At 40.5% G+C, this 23,152-nt stretch carries 24 protein-coding genes and 1 pseudogene; 14 read left to right on the top strand and 11 right to left on the bottom strand.

From position 1 onward, the window contains the following. A pseudogene (locus FXW07_RS17560) lies at positions 1-250 on the bottom strand (ISNCY family transposase); the annotation flags it as partial. Positions 251-352: 102 nt separating this feature from the next. On the opposite strand from FXW07_RS17560, the gene FXW07_RS17565 reads away from it, so the two are divergent. The 8 genes from FXW07_RS17565 to FXW07_RS17600 all read left to right on the top strand — a co-directional run bounded on the left by FXW07_RS17565 (position 353) and on the right by FXW07_RS17600 (position 8,312). Continuing rightward, a complete protein-coding gene (locus tag FXW07_RS17565) occupies positions 353-1,927 on the top strand; it encodes an ABC transporter substrate-binding protein (RefSeq protein ID WP_229396810.1) in 1,575 nt (524 codons plus the stop codon). 336 nt (positions 1,928-2,263) lie between these two features. Then, positions 2,264-3,826, top strand: a complete 1,563-nt coding sequence (locus tag FXW07_RS17570; RefSeq protein WP_229396811.1) for an ABC transporter substrate-binding protein — start codon at positions 2,264-2,266, stop codon at positions 3,824-3,826. Positions 3,827-3,837: 11 nt separating this feature from the next. Next, entirely contained in the window at positions 3,838-4,530 is a 693-nt protein-coding gene (locus FXW07_RS17575) for a class I SAM-dependent methyltransferase (protein WP_229396812.1), read from the top strand. 9 nt (positions 4,531-4,539) lie between these two features. After that, entirely contained in the window at positions 4,540-4,695 is a 156-nt protein-coding gene (locus FXW07_RS17580) for a hypothetical protein (RefSeq protein ID WP_229396814.1), read from the top strand. Further along, complete coding sequence (locus FXW07_RS17585) at positions 4,689-5,639, top strand: ABC transporter permease (RefSeq protein WP_229396816.1); 951 nt, start codon at positions 4,689-4,691, stop codon at positions 5,637-5,639. Before FXW07_RS17580 ends, FXW07_RS17585 begins: the two co-directional genes overlap by 7 nt. Further along, positions 5,623-6,462, top strand: a complete 840-nt coding sequence (nikC, locus tag FXW07_RS17590; RefSeq protein ID WP_229396818.1) for a nickel transporter permease — start codon at positions 5,623-5,625, stop codon at positions 6,460-6,462. The genes FXW07_RS17585 and nikC overlap by 17 nt, the downstream gene beginning before the upstream one ends. Before the next feature lies 1 nt (position 6,463). After that, entirely contained in the window at positions 6,464-7,402 is a 939-nt protein-coding gene (locus tag FXW07_RS17595) for an ABC transporter ATP-binding protein (protein ID WP_229396820.1), read from the top strand. Next, a complete protein-coding gene (locus FXW07_RS17600; RefSeq protein WP_229396821.1) occupies positions 7,395-8,312 on the top strand; it encodes an ABC transporter ATP-binding protein in 918 nt (305 codons plus the stop codon). The genes FXW07_RS17595 and FXW07_RS17600 overlap by 8 nt, the downstream gene beginning before the upstream one ends. Positions 8,313-8,865: 553 nt before the next feature. On the opposite strand, the gene FXW07_RS17605 is transcribed toward FXW07_RS17600, so the two are convergent. The 8 genes from FXW07_RS17605 to FXW07_RS17640 form a co-directional block, all read right to left on the bottom strand. Then, a complete protein-coding gene (locus tag FXW07_RS17605) occupies positions 8,866-9,264 on the bottom strand; it encodes a carboxymuconolactone decarboxylase family protein (RefSeq protein ID WP_229396823.1) in 399 nt (132 codons plus the stop codon). Between the two features lie 351 nt (positions 9,265-9,615). Then, positions 9,616-10,440, bottom strand: a complete 825-nt coding sequence (locus tag FXW07_RS17610; RefSeq protein ID WP_229396825.1) for a helix-turn-helix domain-containing protein — start codon at positions 10,438-10,440, stop codon at positions 9,616-9,618. A gap of 347 nt (positions 10,441-10,787) precedes the next feature. Continuing rightward, complete coding sequence (locus tag FXW07_RS17615; protein WP_229396827.1) at positions 10,788-11,156, bottom strand: 4Fe-4S dicluster domain-containing protein; 369 nt, start codon at positions 11,154-11,156, stop codon at positions 10,788-10,790. 97 nt (positions 11,157-11,253) lie between these two features. After that, positions 11,254-11,682, bottom strand: a complete 429-nt coding sequence (locus FXW07_RS17620; RefSeq protein WP_229396829.1) for a hypothetical protein — start codon at positions 11,680-11,682, stop codon at positions 11,254-11,256. Between the two features lie 109 nt (positions 11,683-11,791). Continuing rightward, positions 11,792-12,289 (bottom strand): ester cyclase, encoded by a 498-nt coding sequence (locus FXW07_RS17625; RefSeq protein ID WP_229396831.1) that lies wholly within the window; start codon positions 12,287-12,289, stop codon positions 11,792-11,794. A 43-nt stretch (positions 12,290-12,332) separates the two neighbouring features. Next, on the bottom strand, positions 12,333-12,677 hold the full coding sequence (locus FXW07_RS17630; protein WP_048121455.1) for a CGGC domain-containing protein: 345 nt from the start codon (positions 12,675-12,677) through the stop codon (positions 12,333-12,335). A 69-nt stretch (positions 12,678-12,746) separates the two neighbouring features. Further along, positions 12,747-13,085, bottom strand: coding sequence for a cupin domain-containing protein (locus tag FXW07_RS17635; protein WP_229396833.1), 339 nt, complete (start codon positions 13,083-13,085; stop codon positions 12,747-12,749). Between the two features lie 441 nt (positions 13,086-13,526). Further along, positions 13,527-14,186 (bottom strand): NAD(P)/FAD-dependent oxidoreductase, encoded by a 660-nt coding sequence (locus FXW07_RS17640; RefSeq protein ID WP_048121450.1) that lies wholly within the window; start codon positions 14,184-14,186, stop codon positions 13,527-13,529. 206 nt (positions 14,187-14,392) lie between these two features. Here FXW07_RS17640 and FXW07_RS17645 point away from each other — a divergent pair, with 206 nt between their 5' ends. The 5 genes from FXW07_RS17645 to FXW07_RS17665 all read left to right on the top strand — a co-directional run bounded on the left by FXW07_RS17645 (position 14,393) and on the right by FXW07_RS17665 (position 20,486). Continuing rightward, positions 14,393-14,749, top strand: a complete 357-nt coding sequence (locus tag FXW07_RS17645) for a helix-turn-helix domain-containing protein (protein ID WP_048121448.1) — start codon at positions 14,393-14,395, stop codon at positions 14,747-14,749. Positions 14,750-15,232: 483 nt separating this feature from the next. Further along, complete coding sequence (locus tag FXW07_RS17650; protein ID WP_229396835.1) at positions 15,233-16,603, top strand: acetate--CoA ligase family protein; 1,371 nt, start codon at positions 15,233-15,235, stop codon at positions 16,601-16,603. A 698-nt stretch (positions 16,604-17,301) separates the two neighbouring features. Continuing rightward, positions 17,302-17,442: a hypothetical protein gene (locus tag FXW07_RS17655; RefSeq protein WP_156151088.1), complete on the top strand. Its 141-nt coding sequence runs from the start codon at positions 17,302-17,304 to the stop codon at positions 17,440-17,442. A gap of 956 nt (positions 17,443-18,398) precedes the next feature. Next, positions 18,399-18,968, top strand: a complete 570-nt coding sequence (locus tag FXW07_RS17660) for an N-acetyltransferase (RefSeq protein WP_229396837.1) — start codon at positions 18,399-18,401, stop codon at positions 18,966-18,968. A 288-nt stretch (positions 18,969-19,256) separates the two neighbouring features. Next, entirely contained in the window at positions 19,257-20,486 is a 1,230-nt protein-coding gene (locus FXW07_RS17665) for a calcium/sodium antiporter (protein WP_229396839.1), read from the top strand. 393 nt (positions 20,487-20,879) lie between these two features. Here the strand turns inward: FXW07_RS17665 and FXW07_RS17670 are convergent, their stop codons facing one another. Continuing rightward, positions 20,880-21,080, bottom strand: a complete 201-nt coding sequence (locus FXW07_RS17670; protein WP_229396841.1) for a hypothetical protein — start codon at positions 21,078-21,080, stop codon at positions 20,880-20,882. A 467-nt stretch (positions 21,081-21,547) separates the two neighbouring features. Here FXW07_RS17670 and FXW07_RS17675 point away from each other — a divergent pair, with 467 nt between their 5' ends. Then, positions 21,548-22,198 carry an NAAT family transporter gene (locus FXW07_RS17675; protein WP_229396843.1) on the top strand — a complete coding sequence of 217 codons (651 nt, stop codon included), beginning with the start codon at positions 21,548-21,550 and terminating at the stop codon, positions 22,196-22,198. A gap of 260 nt (positions 22,199-22,458) precedes the next feature. On the opposite strand, the gene FXW07_RS17680 is transcribed toward FXW07_RS17675, so the two are convergent. Further along, complete coding sequence (locus FXW07_RS17680; protein ID WP_229396845.1) at positions 22,459-22,623, bottom strand: hypothetical protein; 165 nt, start codon at positions 22,621-22,623, stop codon at positions 22,459-22,461. Between the last annotated feature and the right edge of the window lie 529 nt (positions 22,624-23,152).

Consider the following 23,152-nt stretch of genomic DNA (forward strand, 5'->3'; position numbering starts at 1 on the left):
CTTCTTCGTGTGTATTACCACAATTTGAGCATTTATATCGACCAATGTTGATTTCTCCAAGACCTTCTTTAGTATGAGGATTATAGCCATTATGAACCATTGGAGTACTACAAATTGAACAGACTGGAGGAATTTTTCTACGAAAAATTCCTCGTGTGGTATATTCATAATCGTTTCCAAAACAACCAAAAACGTCTAAGAGAGCAGGGAGCTCCGAAAAGTTATTAAGAGTAAGGTTTATAGTTACCATTGTTTTTGCCGTAACATCATTACATAATTATAGAATTATAATTTTGTGTAGTGATGTTACACTTACTTTTATCACTAGATTTTGGGACTGAGTCTGTTAATAGTGAAATTTAATGAATTGAAAATAAACCTCTCCATCCCTGCCATTGCTGTAATTCTGATTGTAGCGCTGCTCTGTACTGGGTGTGTTGATACTAAAGAAGTGTCTGAAGAAAAAGTCCTTCGTGTAGTTTTTAACGAAGGGCCTGATACTGGCGGCAGTCTTGACCCTGCCAACGGCTGGACAGGTTGGTATGTCCATCAGGCAGGCATCTATGAAACCCTGTTTTATTATGATGCAGACATGAACCTCATGCCCAAACTTGCAACAGGCTATAAACAGTTAAACGATACCGAATGGGAAATTCAGCTCCGTAAGGATGTAACCTTCCATGATGGGACAAAAATGGATGCGGATGCGGTTCTTTCTTCGCTGAACAGAGTGCTTGACCCGTCAAACAGCAGATCATCCGAGTACTCCTTCATCAAAGATGTACAAAAAACCGGGAATTACACCATTGTTATTGAAACCAATGGTACTTGCGCTCCACTAATTTCATCCCTTGTAGACCCTATCATGTCCATTGTAAGTCCAAAAGCGGAAAATCTTGACAACGAACCGGTTGGGACCGGACCCTTCAAGTTTGTGTCCTTCGAACCGGGTACAAGTCTTGAACTCGAAAAGAATCCTGATTACTGGGGTGGGGAAGCAAAAGTTGACCGCGTACTCATACAGTATAATAAAGACAGCACGGCCAGGACCATGCTAATAAAATCAGGAGATGTCGACATTGCCAGAGATCCACTCCAGAGCGAGTATTCAGCACTTAAGAATAATCCTGATATAAACGTCACCTCCAAAGAAACGCTGCGGACATATTTCCTTTATGTAAATGGTGGCAAAGCCCCATTCAATGACACTAGAGTCCGTCAGGCCCTTTCTTATGCGATCAACCGCCAGGAAATCGTGGATACAGCACTTGAAGGAGTCTCCGGTATCCCGGCAACTGGAGTATTCACAAATACCATGCCATGGAACGCAAACAACCGGATTAAGTCCTACGAATATAACCCTGAAAAAGCTCTGGAACTCTTCGAAGAAGCAGGAATCACAAAAGGCGATGACGGCAAGCTCTACTACAACGGGAACCCCTTCACCGTTGAAATCCAGACTTACACAAAACGTGCAGCTCTTCAGCCGAGTGCGGAAGTAATCGCCTCAGAGCTGGAAGACATTGGCATCACCTCAAAGGTCACAATTCTGGAAAGTGCCGCACTTCAAGAAAACGCTCTTGCAGGGACATATGATTTCTCCCTCAGTGCATGGAACACGGCCCCTATTGGAGATCCCGATTACTTCCTCTCAACCCATTTCCTATCCACCGGAAGCTATGCATCAGGTTGGCTCCGCTATTCAAACCCCCAGGTAGACGAATGGATTCTCGAAGCAAGAAACGAATCTGACACAGAGAAACGGGCCGAACTATATGATAAGGTCCAGGAACAGATTCAGGAAGATGCACCAGTACTGCCAGTCTTCTATGCCAACGAAATTTATGCTCTTTCCTCGAATGTTGAAGGCTTTGTGATGTATCCAAACGAGTACACAATCATCACCAAGGACATCGGATTCGCATAAATTTGCAGGAGGACGCAAGGAAAAGCTAACGTTTGCAGACAGCAGATTTGATGTTATTTATAGAAAGGTATGTCCCAAGGGAGAGATCAGCAAATGATAAAGCTTCTGCAGTGAAGTTCTTATGGGTCTCTCCTTTTACGACAACAACATGCTGTGAACAATCTCTGAAATAACAGGATAGTGTTTGGAAACGGATATTTTCAAGGTTTCTTCATTCCGGGAAAATCAGTAAAGTGAAAAATGAATATTGATGTTGTTTTATCTAGGCTGGATAGTTACGATATGCTATTATTACCCAGCCGAATAATTACAATTTTTTGACTAAGAGGTATTGACGTGGCGTTAAGGGCGAAGTTATCATTTGCTTGCACTGCAGTCTTTTTTATTGCAGTCGTCATCTGTTCGGGTTGTGCTCAGACAGAGGGTTCTGAAGAAAAAGTTCTTCGCGTAGCTCTCACGACTGGCCCTGATACAGGAGGAAGCCTTGATCCTTCCATTTCATGGGAAGGCTGGCCTATGCGAAGAATCGGAATTTATGAGACTCTTTTCTCTTACGATGAAAATATGAATCTTCAGCCTGAACTTGCAACAGGCTATAAACAGTTAAACGATACCGAATGGGAAATTCAGCTCCGCAAAGGTGTAACCTTCCATGATGGAACTATAATGAATGCTGACGCAGTTCTTTATTCCATCAATAGAGTTCTTAACTCATCAAACAGCAGGTCATCAGAATACTCGTTTATCAAAGACGTCTACAAAACCGATGACTACACAATCGTTGTGGAAACAAATGAAACATACGCGCCAACGATTCTCATGTTCACAGACACCATCATGTCAATTGTGAGTCCTAAAGCCAGTGATCTCGACAAAGAACCGGTTGGAACAGGACCGTACAAGTTTGTCTCATTTGAGCCGGGTGCTAGTATAGAACTGGTAAAGAATCCTGATTACTGGGGTGGAGCGCCAAAAATTGACAGGATCACTATCCAGTACAGCAAAGATGCCGCTGCAAGAACTCTTCTGCTCAAATCAGGCGATGTTGACATTACAAGAGATGTCCTGCAAAGCGAGTACACAACTCTTGAAGCTGATCCTGATATTAATATCGTATCCAGAGAAACGCTTAGAACCTACTTCATGTACATTAACGAAGGAAAAGCACCATTCGATGATGTAAGGGTTCGCCAGGCACTCAATTATGTAATTGACCGTAAGGAGATCGTTGACACAGCTCTCGAAGGCGTTGCCGGCTCTCCAGCAATCGGAATATTCCCTGACATCATGCCATGGAGTGCGAACGACAAGATTGAAGCCTACGCTTATAACCCTGAAAAAGCTTTGAAACTCTTTGCTGAGGCAGGAATCACACAGGGAACCGATGGCAAACTCTACTACAATGGTGAGCCGTTCACAATTGAAATCCAGACCTATACAAAACAGGCCGCAAACCAGCCAATGGCAGAAGTAATTGCCGCCCAGTTTGAAAAAATCGGCATCACCACTACAATAAATATTGCCGAAACAAATTCAATTAGCGCTGACGCGGTAGCTGGGAAATATGACCTTGCACTCTATTCCTGGGGTGTTGCACCTGTAGGGGACCCTGACTATTTCGTGTCCAGTCACTTCCTTTCAAACGGAACTTACGCATCCACATGGCTACGCTATTCTAATCCTCAGGTTGATAAGTGGATTCTTGAAGCAAGGGCTGAGACAGACAAAGAAAAACGTGCAGAACTCTACGACAAGATTCAGGAACAGGTCCAGAATGATGCAGTACTGGTCTGTATCGCATACAAGAAAGAAATTGACGGACTCTCCCCCAATCTCAAAGGTTTTGAAATTTATCCAAATGAATACACGTTCATTACAAAGAATATGGAACTTGCCTGAGGGATTAAAAAATGAAAGACAAAATTACAGCACACTGGAATAAGATCAGTCCAAATTACCGGAAAATGTATCGTGACCACCTTGATGAAGAGATTCTCCTGATGCAAAACCTCTTTTTAGAGAAGCTGCCAGCTGGTAAAAAACTCAATGTCCTTGATATCGGAACAGGGCCTGGCATCCAGGCATTTGTTTTTGCCGAAATGGGACACAATGTCACTGCTCTTGATATCTCGGAAGAGATGCTTGCACGTGCAAAAGAAGGAGCAAAGAACCGTAATCTGTCAATTAAGTTTGTTGAAGGTGATGGAGAAAACCTGCCTTTTGAAAGCAATACGTTTGATGTTATCGTAAACATGCACCTTCTATGGACACTCACAGACCATGATAAATTCTTTAGTGAATGCTGCCGCGTTCTGGTACCCGAGGGCAGAATTCTCGCAATTGACGGCCAATGGTTCCAGCCAGGATACGTTCCAAACAGGAATTACAACCAGGAAGAAAGGAATCATGATGAATTAATTGAGTATCTTCCGCTTTATGGCAGCAACTCGCCTGAAATGATTACAGACATCATGGAAAATAATGGGTTTTCTGAGGTCTCCTGGAAATCTCTTCCCGAGTATGCAGAGTATATGAAAAGATGCGATCCGGAAGGTTATGACTATTTATCTGTTCCATATCTGGCCACCGGAATAAAATGTTGAGGAATAAAAATGGAATACAAAATTGCAGATGACAGACATTGTTCATTTTTGCTGAAATGTGATCCAAAAGAATACGCAGCACCATACTCGGTATCATACCTGGAATTTCTGGATCTCATATCTGCAAGGAAGAGTGGAAGTTTTCCAGAGGCACTGCAATGCTAAATGAGTATTTCATCCGCCGGGCTCTGTATCTCATCCCGGTCCTCATATTTACCTCATTCATGAGTTTTTCACTCATCTACATCGCGCCAGGAGACCCAGCAGAGATTATGATGACGAGTCCCTCGGGTGGATATGATGAAGCAGCTGTCGAGGCTTTCCGCATAGCCCATGGTCTTGACCATCCATTTTACATCCAGTATCTGAACTGGATCAAAGGCGCAGCTGTCGGAGACTTTGGCTACTCGTACATGAGTGAACAGCCGGTGTTTGAAACTGTTCTGAATGCATTCAAAAATACGCTGAAACTTTCCGTTCTCGCTCTTGCAATTGCTCTTGTTATCGCCATCCCTCTCGGCATAGTCTCAGCTCTGAAACATAACACTATTGTTGACGACGCCTGCCGCTTTGGTGCTCTTCTCGGAGTATCCATACCTAACTTCTGGCAGGCCTATCTGATGATAATTTTCTTCTCGGTAATCATTCACTGGCTCCCAGCATCCGGATTCGGACACGGGACAGACATCAGCTACATGATTCTGCCAGCAGTTGTTCTTGGGACAGGTTCAGCGGCTGTAATGATGCGGATGATCCGTTCAAGCATGCTGGATGTCATGGGAAAGGAGTACATCCAGACCGCACGCGGAAAAGGGCTTTCGGAAAAAATCGTTGTCATCAGACACGCATTGAAAAACGCACTTGTTCCGGTTATCACGGTGGTCGGTCTGTCAACTGGTTTTCTCTTAAACGGCTCAGTTGTTGTTGAGACAATTTTCGGATGGTCGGGTATTGGAAATCTTGTGGTGGACTCAATTCTTTCCCACGATTATATGATGGTACAGGGTTCGGTGCTCTTTGTTGCTATCATTTTCCTTCTGGTCAACTTCTTTGTAGATTTGGTCTACGTTTGGGCAAACCCGGAGATACGCTATGATAGAACTTCTTAAAAACCGGCAGATTGCTTTTTCCCTGATGATTCTTTGCGGGCTTGTCTTCATAGCTGTGTTTGCTGGTGTTTTAGCTCCTTATGACTACACGGAAAAGGACCTGCAAAACCGTCTGCTGCCTCCGTCTTCTGACCACCTGTTCGGTACTGATAACCTTGGACGCGATATCCTGACAATGGTGATGTACGGTGCGCGAGTATCCCTTTTCGTCGGGTTTGCGGTTGTCAGCGTTTCGCTTGCAATTGGAATGACACTTGGCGTTCTGGCTGGGTATTACGGCGGGTGGCTGGATGAGGTTATCATGCGGCTAACGGATAGCTTCCTTGCTTTTCCGTCGATGTTTCTGGCACTTGCAATTACCGCGTTTCTGGGACAGGGGCTGGAAAACATGATGCTTGCTTTAATTGTTGTCGAGTGGACGGTCTTTGCAAGAGTTGCACGCGGTTCAACACTTGACGTCAAGACAAAAGGCTACGTTCGGGCATCCAGGTGGGTTGGTGCTTCAAACACTTATGTGATGATAAAGCATGTTCTTCCAAACATTATCTCTCCAGTTTTGATTATGGCATCGCTTGGAATCGGTAATGTGATTCTTGCAGCGGCCGGCTTAAGTTTCCTTGGGCTTGGGGTGCAGCCGTCAACACCTGAATGGGGTGCAATGCTGAATGCAGGCCGTACGTATGTCACAACTGCTCCCTGGTTGATGCTTTTCCCGGGGCTTTTTATAATGATAACTGTTCTTGCATTCAACTACTTTGGTGATGGGTTGAGGGATGTACTTGACCAGAAGATGAAAAATATTGAACTTGAAGGGAGGTTCTGATATGCCTGACGTATTATTGAAAGTATCCGGCGTTTCTGTAACAATCCCAACCGGGCAGGGAGCAGTTCACGCGGTTGATGATGCAACATTTTCTATTAACAAACACGAGATATTTTCACTGATTGGGGAGTCAGGTAGCGGCAAGTCAATTCTTGGCCAGGCAATAATGCGGCTGCTTCCTCCAAATGCGGTGTTTTCCGGGAAAGTGGAACTTGAAGGTAAGGAAATTTCAGCTCTTTCCGATAAGGAAATGCAGAAGGTCCGCGGCAAAACGGTTGCATCAATTGCCCAGAATCCATATCTTGCGATGAATCCCGGAATAAGAGTTGGCACTCAGATTGCAGAGCCGATGCAGGCACATCTTGGAATGAGTAAAGAGGATTCAAAGGCCAGGACATTCCGGGCTCTGAAGTATTTTGATATCATCCCTCCTGAGGTGCGGGAAAGGGAATACCCGTTCCAGTACAGTGGCGGAATGTTGCAAAGGGCGATGGTTGCAATGGGAGCGGCTGCAGATCCTGAACTTATTATCGCTGATGAACCGACAAAAGGTATTGATGTGCTTAAGAAGCGCAATATTGCAGCAATATTTCATAAGGTTGCTTCGGACGGCTGTGCGTTTCTTTTAATTACGCATGATGTAGGTTTTGCCCGGGCGATGTCAGACAGAATCGCGGTAAACTATTGCGGGCAGATTATAGAGATTGCGGGAAAGGATTCGTTTTTCAAAGAACCTTTGCATCCGTATTCACAGGCGCTTTTAGATGCGGTGCCTGAGCGCGGTATGCACCCAATTCCAGGCTTGTCACCTTCGATGATCGAGGTGCCTGAAGGATGCAGGTTTCATCCTCGATGTCCACATAAAACGGACAGGTGCCTGAAGAATCCGCCGGTTGTGGATATGAACGGAAGATGTGTGAGGTGCTGGATGTATGCTTAAGGCAGAGAACCTGCGTTACGTTTACACATCAGGACTGATCAAAACCATCAAAAAAACAGCCGTCTATGGCGTTGGTCTTGAGGTTTGTCCGGGCGAAACGGTGGCTATTGTCGGGGAGTCGGGGTGTGGAAAGTCAACGCTTGCAAAGATGCTTGTCCAGCAACTTGCGCCTGTTTCAGGGGAAGTGTTTTTCGATGGGACAAAACTGACAGGGATGAACTGGAAAAATCTCCGGAAGTTTATGGGAAAAATCCAGTTGATACCCCAGAACCCAGATGATGTGGTTGATCCGAGGTGGACGGTTGAACGGTCAGTTGCCGAGCCATTAGTGATTTGCGAAGTTTTTTCCAAAGAAGAGATTTCGGCAAATGTAGATGCCCTGTTTGCAGAGGTAGGGCTTTCTGCGGAACACAAGACCCGATATCCTCATGAGCTGTCAGGAGGGGAACTGCAGAGGGTAGTAATTGCCAGGGCGCTTGCTCTGAAGCCTGAGTTGCTGGTCTGTGACGAAGCGACCTCGATGCTTGATGTGTCGGTGCAGGCGTTTATTGTGACGATGCTCAAAGAGATTCAGAAAAGACGCGGTCTCAGCCTGGTGTTTATTACGCACGACCTTGAGGCAGCAAAGGCTATTTCGGACCGGGTACTGGTGATGTATGCAGGTGAGATTGTTGAGGAGGGAAAGGATGTGTTTGACCGGCCTCTGCATCCTTATACGCGTGCTCTTCTGGATGCAGCACGGTATATGTCGCTTGAGGTTGTGGTGCCGGAGGAGGTTGGAGAGCTGCCTGATGGTTTTTCAGGTTGTTCCTACTACAGATTGTGTCGGGAGAAAACGGATGCGTGTAAAAAGCCGCAGAAACTACAGGATGTTTCGGGGAGATTGGTGAGGTGCTGGAAATCAAAGTGATGCAATCCCAACAACTAACCTGATGAACATGATGCCATCCAACAACTAACCTGACGAACATGATGCAATCCAAACAACTAACCTGATGAACGTGATGCAATCCAAACAACTAACCACGAACATGATGCAATCCAAACAACTAACCACGAACATGATGCAATCCAAACAACTAACCTGATAAAATACTACGGAAACTCTGCGTAACTGTAGTAGCTGGAGATACCTGACAATCCTGCTTGGAGGGTACAAAAGTTCGTATTCGACTGCTTCCATTTTCCGGGCCTGGAAGTATCAGGAAGGAAGAAGGAAAACTCCGAAATACCAGTGAAAAAACGAGGAATTAAGAATGGATTCTTCGCAAAAGCGTCTTAAACTACACGAATTTGAAAAAAATTTAATATAGAGAATTTTAAAGATATTGTTAGCGAATTCTACAGTTTTTCTGTCTTATAGATACCATAATTCAGCTCGAACTGTTAGACCCAGGCTTACAGGTGTCTAAAAAGTCTTTGTAAAATTAAAAATGTAAGTCTTCTATAAAATTAAAGGCATCTTACTTTAGTAGTTTTAATGCATCCCTGCAAGCTGCTACGGCAGGTGCCCCTGAGGTTATGAATATAACATCCATAACTTCCATTATTTCTTCTTTGGTTGCCCCATTCTTGAGTGCACTCTGCATCTGCACAACCGTACACCTTTCACACTGCTTGGATGCAACAACAGCAAGCGCGATAAGGATTTTCACCTTTGCAGGTAGAGCGCCATCTGACAGTAATTTTTTGTCGCACCTGTTATATTTTTTAAGTGACTCGCTGTCAAGTTCTCCAAGGATCTCAAGAATGTGCGGGGTAAAACCTAGTTTCTCGCTCATACTTTCCAGTAACTCTTCGTGTTCAAGCTCTCTGTGCCCTTCATGATGTCCTTCATGACTTCCTTCCCCATGTTTTCCCATGTTTGTTAACCCCCACTATAATTTAACTGGTTATTAGTATAATAGTATCTGTATATATGTTATTTATCTATTCCTGAGAATTCGTAGTCCCTAACTTAAGCACTTACTTTATAGCCACAGAAGACACGGAAAGCACGGAAGAATTGTGCCCATATTCCCTTTACCCTTCCCTTTACCCTTTCCTTTACCCTTTCCTTTACCCTTTCCTTTACCCTTTCCTTTACCCTTTCCTTTACCCTTTCCTTTACCCTTCCCTTTACCCTTTCCTTTATTCTGTGTTTTCCACGATTTCCGTGGTTGATTTTTCACCCCAAATTGGTGAATAGATTCTGTTCCTTGACTACGGAAAACTTATCTTTCAGCTGCGTCTTCAAAATCAAACTCTTCTCCCTCATTCCAGAGGAGTTCAAATTCCGTACTCATATTTTTTGCAAGCCCTGTATCCCGGATTTTCACAACCGAAAGGACGCGGTCATTATCCTGTGGATGGAGTTGAAACAGCACCACAACACTGTCGTCAAAGATGCCAAAGCAGGAGTTAAAGTTCCTCTGGACAAGCCTCACTTCTATGCCTTTTTTAAATTTTCCTAAATTCTCTTCTCCCTGCATTGAAAACACTGAAGAAAGAGCTGCAAAGCGAGGAGGTGCCAGCAGCCTTATTTTAACCCCACGGTCAATAGCTTTTAAGATTTCAGGCAGCAAGCTGGGAATGATGGGCATTCCAAAGAAAGGAGGAATTACAAGTACTGACTTTTTTATCTCTCCATAAGTAGAAACGGCAAACTTTCTGATGTCGGACTCGGTTACGGCAGTCGTCCAGAATACCTCATTTTTTCGTTTCTGAACCGGTATAGCTTTCAGGGCCTGTTTTGCTTCTTCAACAAAACCCTTTAAGGCCTTTATTTCTTTTTCAAATTCGGCTTTTCGCTTTTCAATAAAGGAATTTAAGGCAATTTCAGGATCAACCGCCCTGAACTTTTTAGGTCTTGAAGTCTGGACTTCCACAAAACCTTTTCCTGCCAGCGATTCCAGAACGGTATATATCTTCCCATAGGGCACGTCGGCATCCCTGTAAACGAGATTTGCTTCGGAGATCCCGAGTTTCAAGAGAGACAAATATGCAGCTGCTTCATAAGCACTCAGCCCTATGTCCTGAAGAAGCCTTTTATTTTGCATACAGGATTCAATTCCTGAAATCTTAAAAGTTTTTTGAAAAATAATTTCCAAATATTAGAAAATGGATCTTTTTACCCGCAGATGCCTGCCTCTCGCAGGCTGCCCAGAAAGATTTGCTGGAAACCTTTGAAGTGGTAGAAACTGAAATAATAAGTCCCGAAAAACATGAGGAGTTCCACAGGTGGCTATACAGCATGGAAGATATTTAATGACCGATCAACTGTGAATCAATTTAGGAAGACAGCGGGCACATACTCAAATGCTTTTCATCCCGAGTCCCGTCTCTGGAGGACGGAYCCCTTTTCGCTATGCTATGTCTCAAGAGGGCTGAATCATAAAATTACTGCTCAACCGTGAATCAATTTAGGGAGGCAGCGAGTACAGACCCAGAGGCTTTGCATGTTGTGCCTGAGGGGGAGAAGGTAACTGATGTCTTCGCCGGCCCCGCAGGTGAAGCAGTGGATTGAGATATCTTTTTTCCGGGGCTGAGCTTCGGCTTTTTCCCGGTTAAATTCGACGGTATATCTTTCTTCAACTGAGATTGCGCCTTCGGGACATATGCCGAGGCAAAAGCCCATACCGTCACAGAGTTCCTCGGATATGACTTTTGCTTTTCCGTTAATGATTTTAATAGCACCTTCGGCACAGGGTGCAACACATTTTCCGCAGCCTGTGCATTTATTTTCGTCAATTTTTACTATCATTCGTTTTACCATTAAATTGACCCCCATTGAAACATCCGTTTAAAAATATATTTTAATTGTGAAACGCAGTGAAATTCCAGAATAAAATGTCTCTGAGAGAGAGTTACATTCAAAGGTCCGGCAAATACCCTTCCCTGTACAGCATTTTCTTATAGTCATTTATTAATTTGCACAGTTTGCGGGTATAATTTATGAAGTCCGTGCCTGTATTCCCTTTGAACAACAGCTTTTCGGCTTGTTCCAGAAGATCGGGATAAACGAGTACCAGTTCTTCTCTAGTGTGAAGGAACAGGGCTGAAAAATCTCTATGGATACTCATGCTTCTCTGGAGCAGTTCCATATCCAGTGTTTTTTCAGAGATATAGTCTTTGAACTTCGTGTAAGCATAAAAGTTTGCAATATTGTGGTTTAAAGAGTTTAAAATCGAGTAGAGAATATTGCCTGTGTTTGGAAGTGGAATGTCCCGAAGCTCAAGGTCTGCACCGTCGTAATTTTCATCTTCTTCGATATTCCGGTCCCGAGTTATATCATGGCTCATTTTATTACCCTATCTCATTCGTAAGTTCTATTTTTGTTATGAAATTTTAAATGTAAGAAACATAATTTAAATGCAAGAAACATAAATGATACCGTGCACCTGATGATGTTCAATCCTGATTTTCAGGCGCAGGAACAACCCCTAGCTGCTGCATCAGGCCAAGAAGGTTAGCTTCACCCCACAGCTCAATGATCTTACCGTCCTTAATGCGGAAAATTTCTATACCAGTCATGGTTATTGGCTTGCCCGTAGCCGGTAAATTCATGAAGTTACCTTTGTGTACTCCGCGAGCTGTAAAACGTGCAGCCACAGTATTTCCCTCGGCAATCATGTCCTCAACTGTAACATTGAGGTGTTCGAAGGCTGCCCTGCATGCAGTAATTACTTCGTTTATTCCCTTGACTCCTGGAGAAGCAGGAAGAGGTACATGTATAGCAAAATCAGGTGCCAGTAACTCGTTAGCGGCACGCAGATTTCCTTTAGAAGGCCCTTCTTCAAAGAATTGGCGAACTATTTCCTTGTTCTCTTCCGTAAACATATTTCCCTCATTTGCGTGTTTATCTCTCTGGTTTTTGATGCATTTCTCGCCTATAAATCTTTTTACCAAAAGCTGCCTTAGGTGATTAATTGTCTTGAATCGTGATTTGTCTTCAGTGATGAGTACCTTCCACAACCTGTATTCCTGCGTCCTGAATCGTCTTTTTTATACTGTCCAGGTTCGGACATTTAGGATAAGTGTCTTCCATAAGCATACAGGAACTGAGATGTACGGCATCAAGGCCATGCTTTTTGAGGGTGTTCACCAGACGGTACACTCTTCTTCCCGAACAGCCTCCGCATGTGAAAAATGCTATCATCTGAGTATTTTCGTCGTAGGCCTCAAAGTGTGACTTTCTTTCGTTGAAAGCCTTAAAGCAGCCTACACCCGGGCAGGTTTCCGAGACGATGTCACAGCGCACGACTGCAATTTTTGTAGGTTTTGCGTTTTTTTCCATTTATGCCTCGTATTGAACCGCTTCAAAAACCGTTAGTTTCAAAAGCTGTCCTTACGCTTGCTTTACGCTTTACAACATGCGCGTAGCTTCGGTTTGTCTCGGAGCTTTTACGACCAGCACCCTGAAAATCCCATCTCCCTGGTTCATAAGGCGGTGGGGAATTTTTGCAGGGCTCTCAATCAGCATATCCCGGCTAACTTCCTGTTGTTCGTCCCCAATTTCAACAATGCCTTTTCCTTCAAGAATGTAAAAAAAGACATCTGTAGGAGTCATATGCTTTTTTAAAGTTTCCCCAGGCTTAAGCTCTATATGTACTGCCTGAGCGTGTTCAGTATTGTAGAGCATCCGGACACTCACATTGTGAGGGTTCGGTTTTTCAGGTGAGGATTTCATCTCGATAACTTTCATTAATTCTCCCCTTTTGACCATAGTTTTTTATTTTTCAGCATTATGCTTTAACCTAGCATTATGCTTTAATTTAGCATTATGTCTTAACCTGACATTATGCTTTAACCTGGCATTATGCCTTAACATTGTGCCTTAGTATTGATACCGACCAGGCTTGAGAATATTCTGGATTTTTTTAATTACACTTATATTATGTATGTTATTCTGATGTCCGTCTATGTTATATTCTGACCCGTCCCATATATGCCTGGTCGGTATAAGTTTTCCGCTATTTTGGAAAGTGTTATGAATTTCAATCCCTGAAACTCTGGATTGTCCAGTGGGTTAAGAGTTGGTTAGAGTTTACAGAGACAAAACTTTGAATTGGGGCAGATCAGAAAGCACTCAAACTGAATAACGCAATTTAAGAGCTGTAAATGCTACATTCAAACTTATCTGATTTTACAGACCTACCTGGGCTTTGAAATCCTCAAGGCCCATGCCTTCAATGAACTTTCCAAGCCTCTTTTTTGTGCCAGAGTCTTTATAGAAATTAACAATTCTCTCGACTGCATCAAGGACTTCCTCTTCTGACAGTTCTTTTGCAACAACCTCAGCAAGTCTTGGACTTGCAGCCGCGGCACCTCCTACCATCAGGGTATATCCTTTAGCAGTGCCCATTATCCCTATGTCTTTAATGGCAGGCTCAGAGCAGGAGTTCGGACAACCGGAAACGGCCATCTTGAACTTGGAAGGCATCGACATTCCGTGGTATTTTTCGTCCAGTTTAAGACCCAGGCCTACTGCATCCTGTTTTCCTTGTTTGCAGAAAGTAGTCCCAGGACAGAACTTTACACTTCTTACGCAAAGCCCTACAGCTGCGCCGGGTTTCATGTCCAGATCAGCCCATGCATTATCAAGGTCTTCCTCTTTCAGACCCACGATTGCAATCCTCTGGGCAGAAGTCATTTTAAGGGCAGCGGCTCCGTATTTTTCCGCAACGTCGGCTATCTTCCTGAGGGTGTTAGGGTCCGCAATTCCTCCTGGAATATGGGGGGCGATTGCATAGGTTTCACGGTCTCTCTGAACAATTGCACCTTTTTCCGGTAAGTTGTCTTTCATGGTTATCAGACTCTCCACAATTTCAAAATATACTACATAGTTAGATTCCCAGAAGTTCTGACATTCTGTTTTGTCAGATACAGGAAAACTTTCATCGGAAATTAATACAAATCTGTTTTATAAAACATATTTTATATTAGTATTCTTTTGATATCAGTATATTAGAGATACTAATTTATATATTAGACAGTTTCTATGTTTATACTATGAAAGACTGCACAGTCTACAAGACCATGAATATCATCGGGAAAAGATGGACAATTCATATCCTTCTGGAGTTGCATAAAGGGGAAAAAAAGGAAAAGCGCTTTAATGAACTCAAAAGGAAACTTGGCTACATAACCCCCAAAATTCTCTCCGAAAGGCTGACAGAGCTTGAAACTGAGGGCTTAATTGAAAAGAAGGTTGATCATTCAACAAATCCTCCAAAATCCGAATATTATCTGACCGAAAGCGGAGTGGATTTCGTAAAAATAATACAGGCAATTAAACGCTGGGGACTGAAGTGGAAATTCCAGAATGAGGAGTGCGAAAAGGCTATTTGCATGTACTGTGAGCGTTAAACTGTAAATAAGTAAAGAGAATTCAAAAACGTAAAATATGCGAGAAAGAAAACAAGGCATTGACAAAGGTACTGACAGGGCACTGTAACTTCCATTTGTCCAGTTTTTCCATGCTTGTAACTGTTGAAGGTTTTGTAAATATCCTTAAACTATCCTTAAACTATCCTTAAACTATCCTTAAACTATCCTTAAACTATCCTTAAACTATCCTTAAACTATCCTTAAACTATCCTTAAACTATCCTTAAACTATCCTTAAACTATCCTTAAACTATCCTTAAACTATCCTTAAACTATCCTAAACTATCCTTAAACTATCCTTAAACTATCCTTTAATGAGCTTTTCTTTATCCACTCGAATTTTTTCAGATTTTTTTTCTTTGTATTATAAAGCCATAGTTTGGTAAGTGTAAATATTTAAGCTCAAAGCTATAATCTGAATATGATCTAAAATATAATCTGCTGATTATTCGGAAGGCCATTGATGACCACTGAAGGACAGATTGACTTTTTCTTTAAGCCTGAAAGCATAGCCCTGATAGGAGCTTCACCAAATCCCGAAAAGCTTTCCTGTACAATCCTGGAAAATCTCCTGAAAATGGGGTTTAAGGGAAACATATACCCCGTAAATCCGGGTTACCAGGAAATCAGGGGGCTTAAATGTTATCCAGCTCCTGGTGACATAAAAGACAAAATCGACATTGCAATTTTTGCAGTTCCAGCCTCTACTGTCCTTGAAATCCTCAATGGCCCTGTGGAAAATATAAAAGGAGCAATAATTGTCAGTTCAGGTTTTCGGGAAATTGGACCTGAAGGAAAGGAAATGGAAGGCCGTCTGAAAGATATTTTAAAGACGAAAAAGATCCGGGCTATGGGGCCGAACTGCCTTGGGATCTACGATACAGCCTCAAAAGTGGATACCTTTTTTATAAGCAGCGATAAAGTCGAAAGGCCCTCAAGCGGCGGTGTTTCGGTGCTTACTCAAAGCGGCTCCTTTGCCGCTATGATTATGGACGAAATGGCAAATGAAGGAGCAGGAGTCGCACGGGTAGTAAGCTACGGAAATAAAGTGGATGTGGACGAAAGTGATTGTCTTGAATTTCTGGAAAGAGACGAAGCAACAAAAGCCGTTGCTCTCTATATTGAGTCTGTGGTAAATGGACGTCGGTTCATTGCTGCTGCATCGAGATGTGTTCAAAAAAAGCCGGTAGTGGCTCTCAAAGTCGGAAAAAGGGAGCCAGGCGCAAAGGCAGCCAGTTCTCATACCGGGGCTGTTAGCGGAAGATATGAAGCTTATGAAGCTGCTTTCAGGAAAGCAGGTATAATAGAAGTTGAAAGTTATGAGGAATTAAAAGACGCCTGCAAAGTCCTGAACAGGTATCCGCTGGCAAAAGGAAAAAGGATTCTCATAATAACTGATGGAGGAGGGATCGGAATTTCCATCGCTGATGCCTGTGAGGAAGCTGGACTCAGGGTTCCCGATCTATCAATAGAAGCTATTAGCAAACTGAGAAAGAAACTCCCGGTTTTTGCTTCCGTTAGAAATCCTGTTGACCTGACAGGTAATGTAAAGGACGAACACTACATTGATGCTCTACAGGAAGCTTTTGGTGAAGAATACGACCTTGCAATAGTGAGCCTGCTATGGGGTCCACCTCTTCTTTCCAAAGGAGTCGCGGAAAAAATCAAAGTCTTTGCCAGTCACTGTGAAAAGCCAGTCCTCATCTGTTCTCCGGGCGGAAAGTTCAGCAGGGAAATGTCTTCGGCTTTTACGTCTATCGGAATACCGGTTTTTTTACTCCTGACAGTGCGGTTAGGGCAGCAGTGGTATTGTGTGGAGGAAAAAATAAACTGAACCTTGATATGAGGTTCAGAAATTCTGAATAGCTTTAAATTTAAAAAATAAAGAATGAGATTGGAGAATCACATAAAGCTTACACAAAGTCCGAGTTACACAAAGTCTGACAGTACACAAAGTCTGACAGGTTACACAAAACTGGCTCCCAATACTCCTTTGGATCATCTGCTCTTTATCAAATTCAAGCTTTCGATGGCAATTCACTGATTAGTTTAGCGATGGTTTGAAAAATCAAAATTAGGACAACATTACTACCCAAGGTAATGACGAGATCAATAGTCAAAAAAGGGTGAAGTAGAGTACTTTCATTTCTTTGTGCCTGGTATTCGAAGAATATCATGTGCGTTTAGCTTATATTCCGATCCTCTCAAAAAGCACAACTATTTTTTATTCTCGTAGATCATTACTAATTTTAATCCTTATTCCATATCAATTTCTTAATATTTTCTATTTATTTTTATATATGACGAAATTTCTATTTAATTCTCAAAATTTAAACTTAATTTTTTTGAACATTGTGGGATTCAAGCCAAAATCATTGATTTTGTTGAGAATGTGTCCACCGCCATATAAAAAAGTTTATTCAGTTATTGCAAAATTCATCTTATTTTTGATAGAGGGCCGAAATGTGGGATATAATAATTATTTCAATATATTTATTAGTCTAGCAGACATCAATCTATAGAGGTGAACAAATGCCAGCGAGAAAAGTAAAGAATGATAATAAAGAAAGACAATTAATAGAAAAACTAGAATCACTAGAAGAAATGAAAGAAGATACGGCAGAACAAATAAACATAGAAGAGGAACCCGATGAAAGTAAAAGACCTAAATAAACAGTATGTTACAAACAAAAAACTTTATTCTAATTTTTTATAACATTTAATACATCTACATCGAGAGCGTCGTAAAAGTCTAGAAATTCTAATTAATTACATGCAGTCATCGAACTTCAATTTCATAAATCTGCATCATATAAACTTATAAAATTTATTTGCTATGCTATAATCGGCTGAATTTTAGTTAATTTTGGACTTTTGCGACGCTTTCACATCAGGCTGTTTCAAAATCATTTTAAATTGTGCAGTTGGGTAATACCCATTTCAATTTTTACTTCATTTCAACAAGAATAGAATTTTGGCTCTTCGCTATTCCATATGGATAAGATGATTTTCAATTAAGCAACACGATAAAAATAAAATCACCGTTAATACGTTCACCAAAGGTCTGGAAAAAGCTGGAAAAATCTTGCTCGTATCAAATGTAGATCTTGCACCTGAAGATGTTTTTCTCATGTACAAAATAAGAGATACAGTAGAAAAGCATTATGGCACTTGTATAAACTTGTTGGAAGAGGATAAGCTTTATCTACAGGATAACGAGTTGCTCTTTTCGGTCATCTTTTCATTTCATTTTTGTCTCTTTATGGATACGCAAAAATTCAAAATTGTATACGAAAGGCTGATTTAACAAGTAAATATTCTCCCGGAGACCTTATAGAGCAATTCCGCAAAGTCTATATGCTGGATTTAGATTGCCAGATTATTTTAACGGAAGTGCCTGAGAAGATTGGTGAAATCGAAAAGAAGTTAAACTTGAACTTATTACCTAAATGAACAGAGTTAAAATTTATAATAGATATATTTAAATAAAAATCGTATTTTTTAAGGTGCATATGATTACCTGGCTGTATGGAATTTCTGTCACTAAAAAGTCGGAAGTTTTTAATGGTTTGAAGCCATAAGCTCCAAAAAGAGAATTTCACCTACGGCCTTGCCCAAGAGTGACTTTTATGGGTAATATCAAAATTCACGCCCGATCAATTGGGTACTTGATAAGTCTTAAGAAATTGCTGTGTGATACCACTGGAAATCTACTGGTAAAAAAATGGAAGTCAATAGAAAAAGGAGATATTGTTTCTATAGAAGAACACATGCTTCCTGAAGTTCTTAGAATCCAGGCCGAAGGATTTAAAAACGGAAGCTCGGAAAAGCTTATAAAATATTCAAAGAATTCAAAAAATATATTTTATGTTATAAAGAACGTGGATGAAATCGTGGGCTACTGTGCCTACTACATAAAACCTGCACTTTCCCTCAAAGGCTTTGAGAAAAAATCAGTAATATCCTCAATTGCAATTGACAGAAATTTTAGAGGCAGAGGTTTTGCTGAAAGGTTATTAAAGAGCAGTACTGAGGAGATGAAAGCAAACGGAATATCATCCGTTCTCTTATATGTCAATATAAAAAATCTGCCTGCGATACACTTATACCAAAAAATAGGCTTTCAGAAAATAAAACAGGTAAAAAATATCTGCGGCCAGAGTGAAAAATGTTATGAGATGGAACTGAGGCTTGTTTGAAGCGTTTCCTTGTATTATTTATTTGGTTCTTCGTTGTTTTGTGTGGATATCCTCATAATATGCTCACAATATCCTCATAAAAACCAATACGATCTCGAATTAAAAATCATCTTATCCACAGTGAATGACGAAGAGCCGTTAATTTTTTTTAATGTATTTCACTATATTACTTATTTTTGTATGTATTTCCCATTTTATAGTTTAAAAACAATTTTTTTAGTGTAATAACTTCAGGTTAATTTTATGTTTAAAGATATATTTAAATAAACCTCGGATTCTCATTTCAATGTGCCTGTAATTAATATCCTTATATTTCTTGGCGGGCTCGTACTGCTCGTAAAAGGGTCAGACCTCTTCGTATTAACATCATCTCAGATCGCAAGAAGGTTTGGAGTATCCGAATTTGTAATAGGTTTGACTCTTGTATCTGTGGGCACGTCAGTACCTGAGCTTGCATCCTCTCTTACGGCATCTTTCCAGCAAGCAAGCGGTATAGTTATAGGCAATATACTCGGGTCGAACATTGCCAATATAGGCCTGATTGCAAGTACAGCTGCTCTCCTGACAAATATCAAGACCGAAGAGGTTATGCTAAGAAGGGACGGTTATATAATGTTATTTGCCTCTTTTCTCCTCTTTCTTTTTATGCTTGACTTCAAAATTTCGAGGTTAGAAGCCTTAATTTTCATTTTATTTTATCTCGCCTATCTTTTATTCCTGCTCGAAAAAGTGAAAAGACACGAAGAAGAAATCTATTTTAAAGATTTTATGATTTATTTTTTCAAATTTGAATATTTTTTCGATCTGAAATCAAAAATTAAACCCCAGGCCCGGGAATACGGAATAAAAAATCGAAACTCTGGAGACACGAAAAAAGGCACCTGGAAATCCGAAAAAATAACCCAAAAGAAAAACGAAAGCGAATCCAATATTGGAATGAGAACTAAAACCGAATTGACAACCGAATTGACAACCGAATTGACAACCGAATTGAGCACCAAATCTAAAACAGAGCCTGAAAATGAAGATATTGATGTCGACATTACAGAAGAAAAACCTCACGAAGCCAGCCTTTTAATAGAATTTTTCAAGCTTATAGCAAGTGGAGTTGCAATCATAATTGGAGCAAAGTATTTTGTCGAACAGGCAGTTTTCTTTGCTATGCTGCTGGAAGTTCCGGAGACGCTTATAGGAATAAGCCTTGTTGCGGTTGGGACTTCAGTTCCCGAACTCATGGTAACCATCTCAGCAGCCCGGAGCGATTATGCTGGCATTGCTCTTGGAAATGTCATAGGGTCAAACATTGCAAATATACTTTTGATACTGGGCTGCTCAGGGCTTGTCCACCCTATCTCGATAACCGGTCTCAGTATTTACTACATAGCGCCTTTTATGCTGATAATGAGCTTCCTGCTCATCTTATTTATACGAACGGGCTGGAGAGTCAAACAGTTCGAAGGACTTATCCTGCTCCTTCTCTATCTGAGCTTCATGGTCCTGATCCTCCGGTTGGGGTAAAAACAATTTCTTAAGTAAACCCAGGAAAATATAGGAATCAAAAATAGGCTCTTTGTTTTCTTGTGTGGATGTCCTCATAATATTTTCATAAAATCCAGTGCGTTTTTGAATTGAAAATAGTATTGTCCATAGAGAATGGTGAAAAACCCAAAAATATAGCAGGTTTAAGAATATGTTAGTAATATTCTGTCTTTTGGGAATGATTCAAATATAATATCAAAGGTTTTTGTTGCCAAAAATGATTATTTCGGGAAATGGGACTATATATTGATTCCCAAACTGAAAATTTGAAGTTATATTTTTATCATTCCTTAAGAAAAGTCTCTTTTTAGCAAAAATTGTTTTTGATTCCATAAAAAATGTGTATAAGACTATTAAGAGAATTCATGGATTTTAAGGCCTGATTTCCTCCACCCGATTTAAAGGTACTAGTTTTCCTCTTGCTTCATTTTCAAAACTTTTAAGCACCAGTTCCTTTTCTTCCTCACTTAGCAGGCTATCTATATCCACCATATGCTCCTTAATTTCCCCAAGTTGTTTTTTGATAAAATTGAGTTCTTCAAATAGCTTTTTTTCGATTTTTTCCCCGTTCATGAAACCACAGCCTGTATTTATCCAGATTTGAATTCATTTATATTTTGTTTGACTCATTTATGGTTTACTTTAGAATTCATTGATGTATTACTTAACTCGCTATGTATTACTTGACTTAAGGCTTGACTTAGAATTTATTGACTTACTTGTGTTACTTGACTTAAGGCTTGACTTAGAATTCATTGACTTACTTGTATTATTGATTTACTTGTATTATTGACTTACTTATGTTTTACTTTAAAACTCCTTTGACTTCCAGGATATCTTTATATCTAGTTTCCGCTTTTAATATTTCCTACTATATATATAAATATTCTACAAAAAATACTTAATTTTTTACCTGTTAACGAATACACTGTCAGTCTTAAAAATATATAAATATAGATTCTCGGACCAAGCACGTAAATGCCTCACAAGATAAATTATATGTATAAGTTACAAAGTATTAAAAGGGTAGGAGTAAAAAGATGATAACTGAGATAATTACTGAAAATATCGGGTTTTTCATCTACGCATTCACATCTGTCTTTGTTGTTATCAGTCCAATCAGCGGAGTAGTAACTTTCATCTCCCTGACCAGCAAGATGACTCGTGACGAAAAAAATCAAATTGCAAAAAAATCAGTCACACTTGCTTGTCTAATTGCCTTTTTTTTTGCAGTAACCGGCAACATAATACTTGAATTGTTTAGCATTAGTGTGGATTCATTGAGGGTTGCAGGTGGGATACTGCTTTTCAGCATTGCTTTTGATATGATGCATGCCAAAATCTCAAGAGAAAGCATTACTGAAGAAGAGATTTCGCAGTCTCAGGAACGTGAAGATATCTGGGTATTTCCTATAGGTCTGCCTCTTCTTACAGGTCCAGGTGCAATCAGTACGGTAATCGTCCTGATGGGAAGCACAGAAAATATTGAGCAGAAAATAATAATCCTTGTATCAATCATATTGACTTTCATTTTCTGCCTGTACATCTTTCTCTTCTCAAGAAGAATCCATAAATTCATAGGATACAATGGAATGCTTGTCTTTACAAGGCTCATGGGACTTCTTCTTGCAGCTCTTGCAGTAAACCTTACTTCAGCAGGTTTAATAAATATATTTAGTTTAACAAAATAAGACAGTGATTCAGGAAAGCTGGGACAAAGTTCCAGAATCGTTTTTTACATTCTATTTTTACATCATTTTTCTGAGTTCTATTATTAAAACAGTCAGTACTGGTTGCATTGGGATTTACTTTTTTCAATAAAAAGAAAGCAAAATGAAAAAATATAACACAAAACCGGCCTGATCATATAAGGTTAATTGACCTGAGCTGGTTTTGTTTTAAATCTTCGGTTTTGAGAGTTGTTGAGAGGTATTTCTGGATGCAGGTATCTTCAAAAATGACTTGTCGGCTGAATTGCACTTTGAGATGATGTACTGGCAGAAATAGCCGAAGATGTACACCCGCATTTTCTACAGTAATAAAATACATTTGAACCGATTACCTGCTTTCTAAGAGGTGTGCCACATCGGACACACTTTGCAGAAGATTCAAACATTTCGGTCTCACTCCATGATTATTAATGGCTCAAGTCTTGCAGTTTCCTTTCTTGTCCAGTACCCACATACAGGACAATACTGAAATTTCTCGAAGAGATCATCTTCGAGTTTAGAATGGCACTCAGGACAATATTTTAAAAAAGGCATTAATATTTCTCCCCTTTTAATTATTAATTAGATATGAATCAATCTATTATTCCGATACTTATTTCAATTATTTCATTCTGGTTTTTCAGATCACTTCTTATATTCCAGGTTCCTTTGCAGATCTTTTTTAGCTTTTAAGATCCTTTTTAGCTTTTAAGATCTTTTTTAGCTTTTAAGATCTTTTTTAGCTTTTAATTTTTTTTAGCTTTTAATTTTATTAGCTTTTAATTTTTTTTAGCTTTTATTATCATCTTCCTAACTCTTCCAGCTTTTCGAAATATGTTCCGGCTCTTTGTTGTTTTGTGTGGATATCTTCATAATTTTCTCATAAAAACCAATGCGGTCTTAATTGAAAATCATTTTATCCATAGAGAATGGCGA

Source organism: Methanosarcina sp. DH1 (assembly GCF_020804205.1).
In the GTDB taxonomy this organism is placed as follows: Archaea; Halobacteriota; Methanosarcinia; order Methanosarcinales; family Methanosarcinaceae; genus Methanosarcina; species Methanosarcina vacuolata.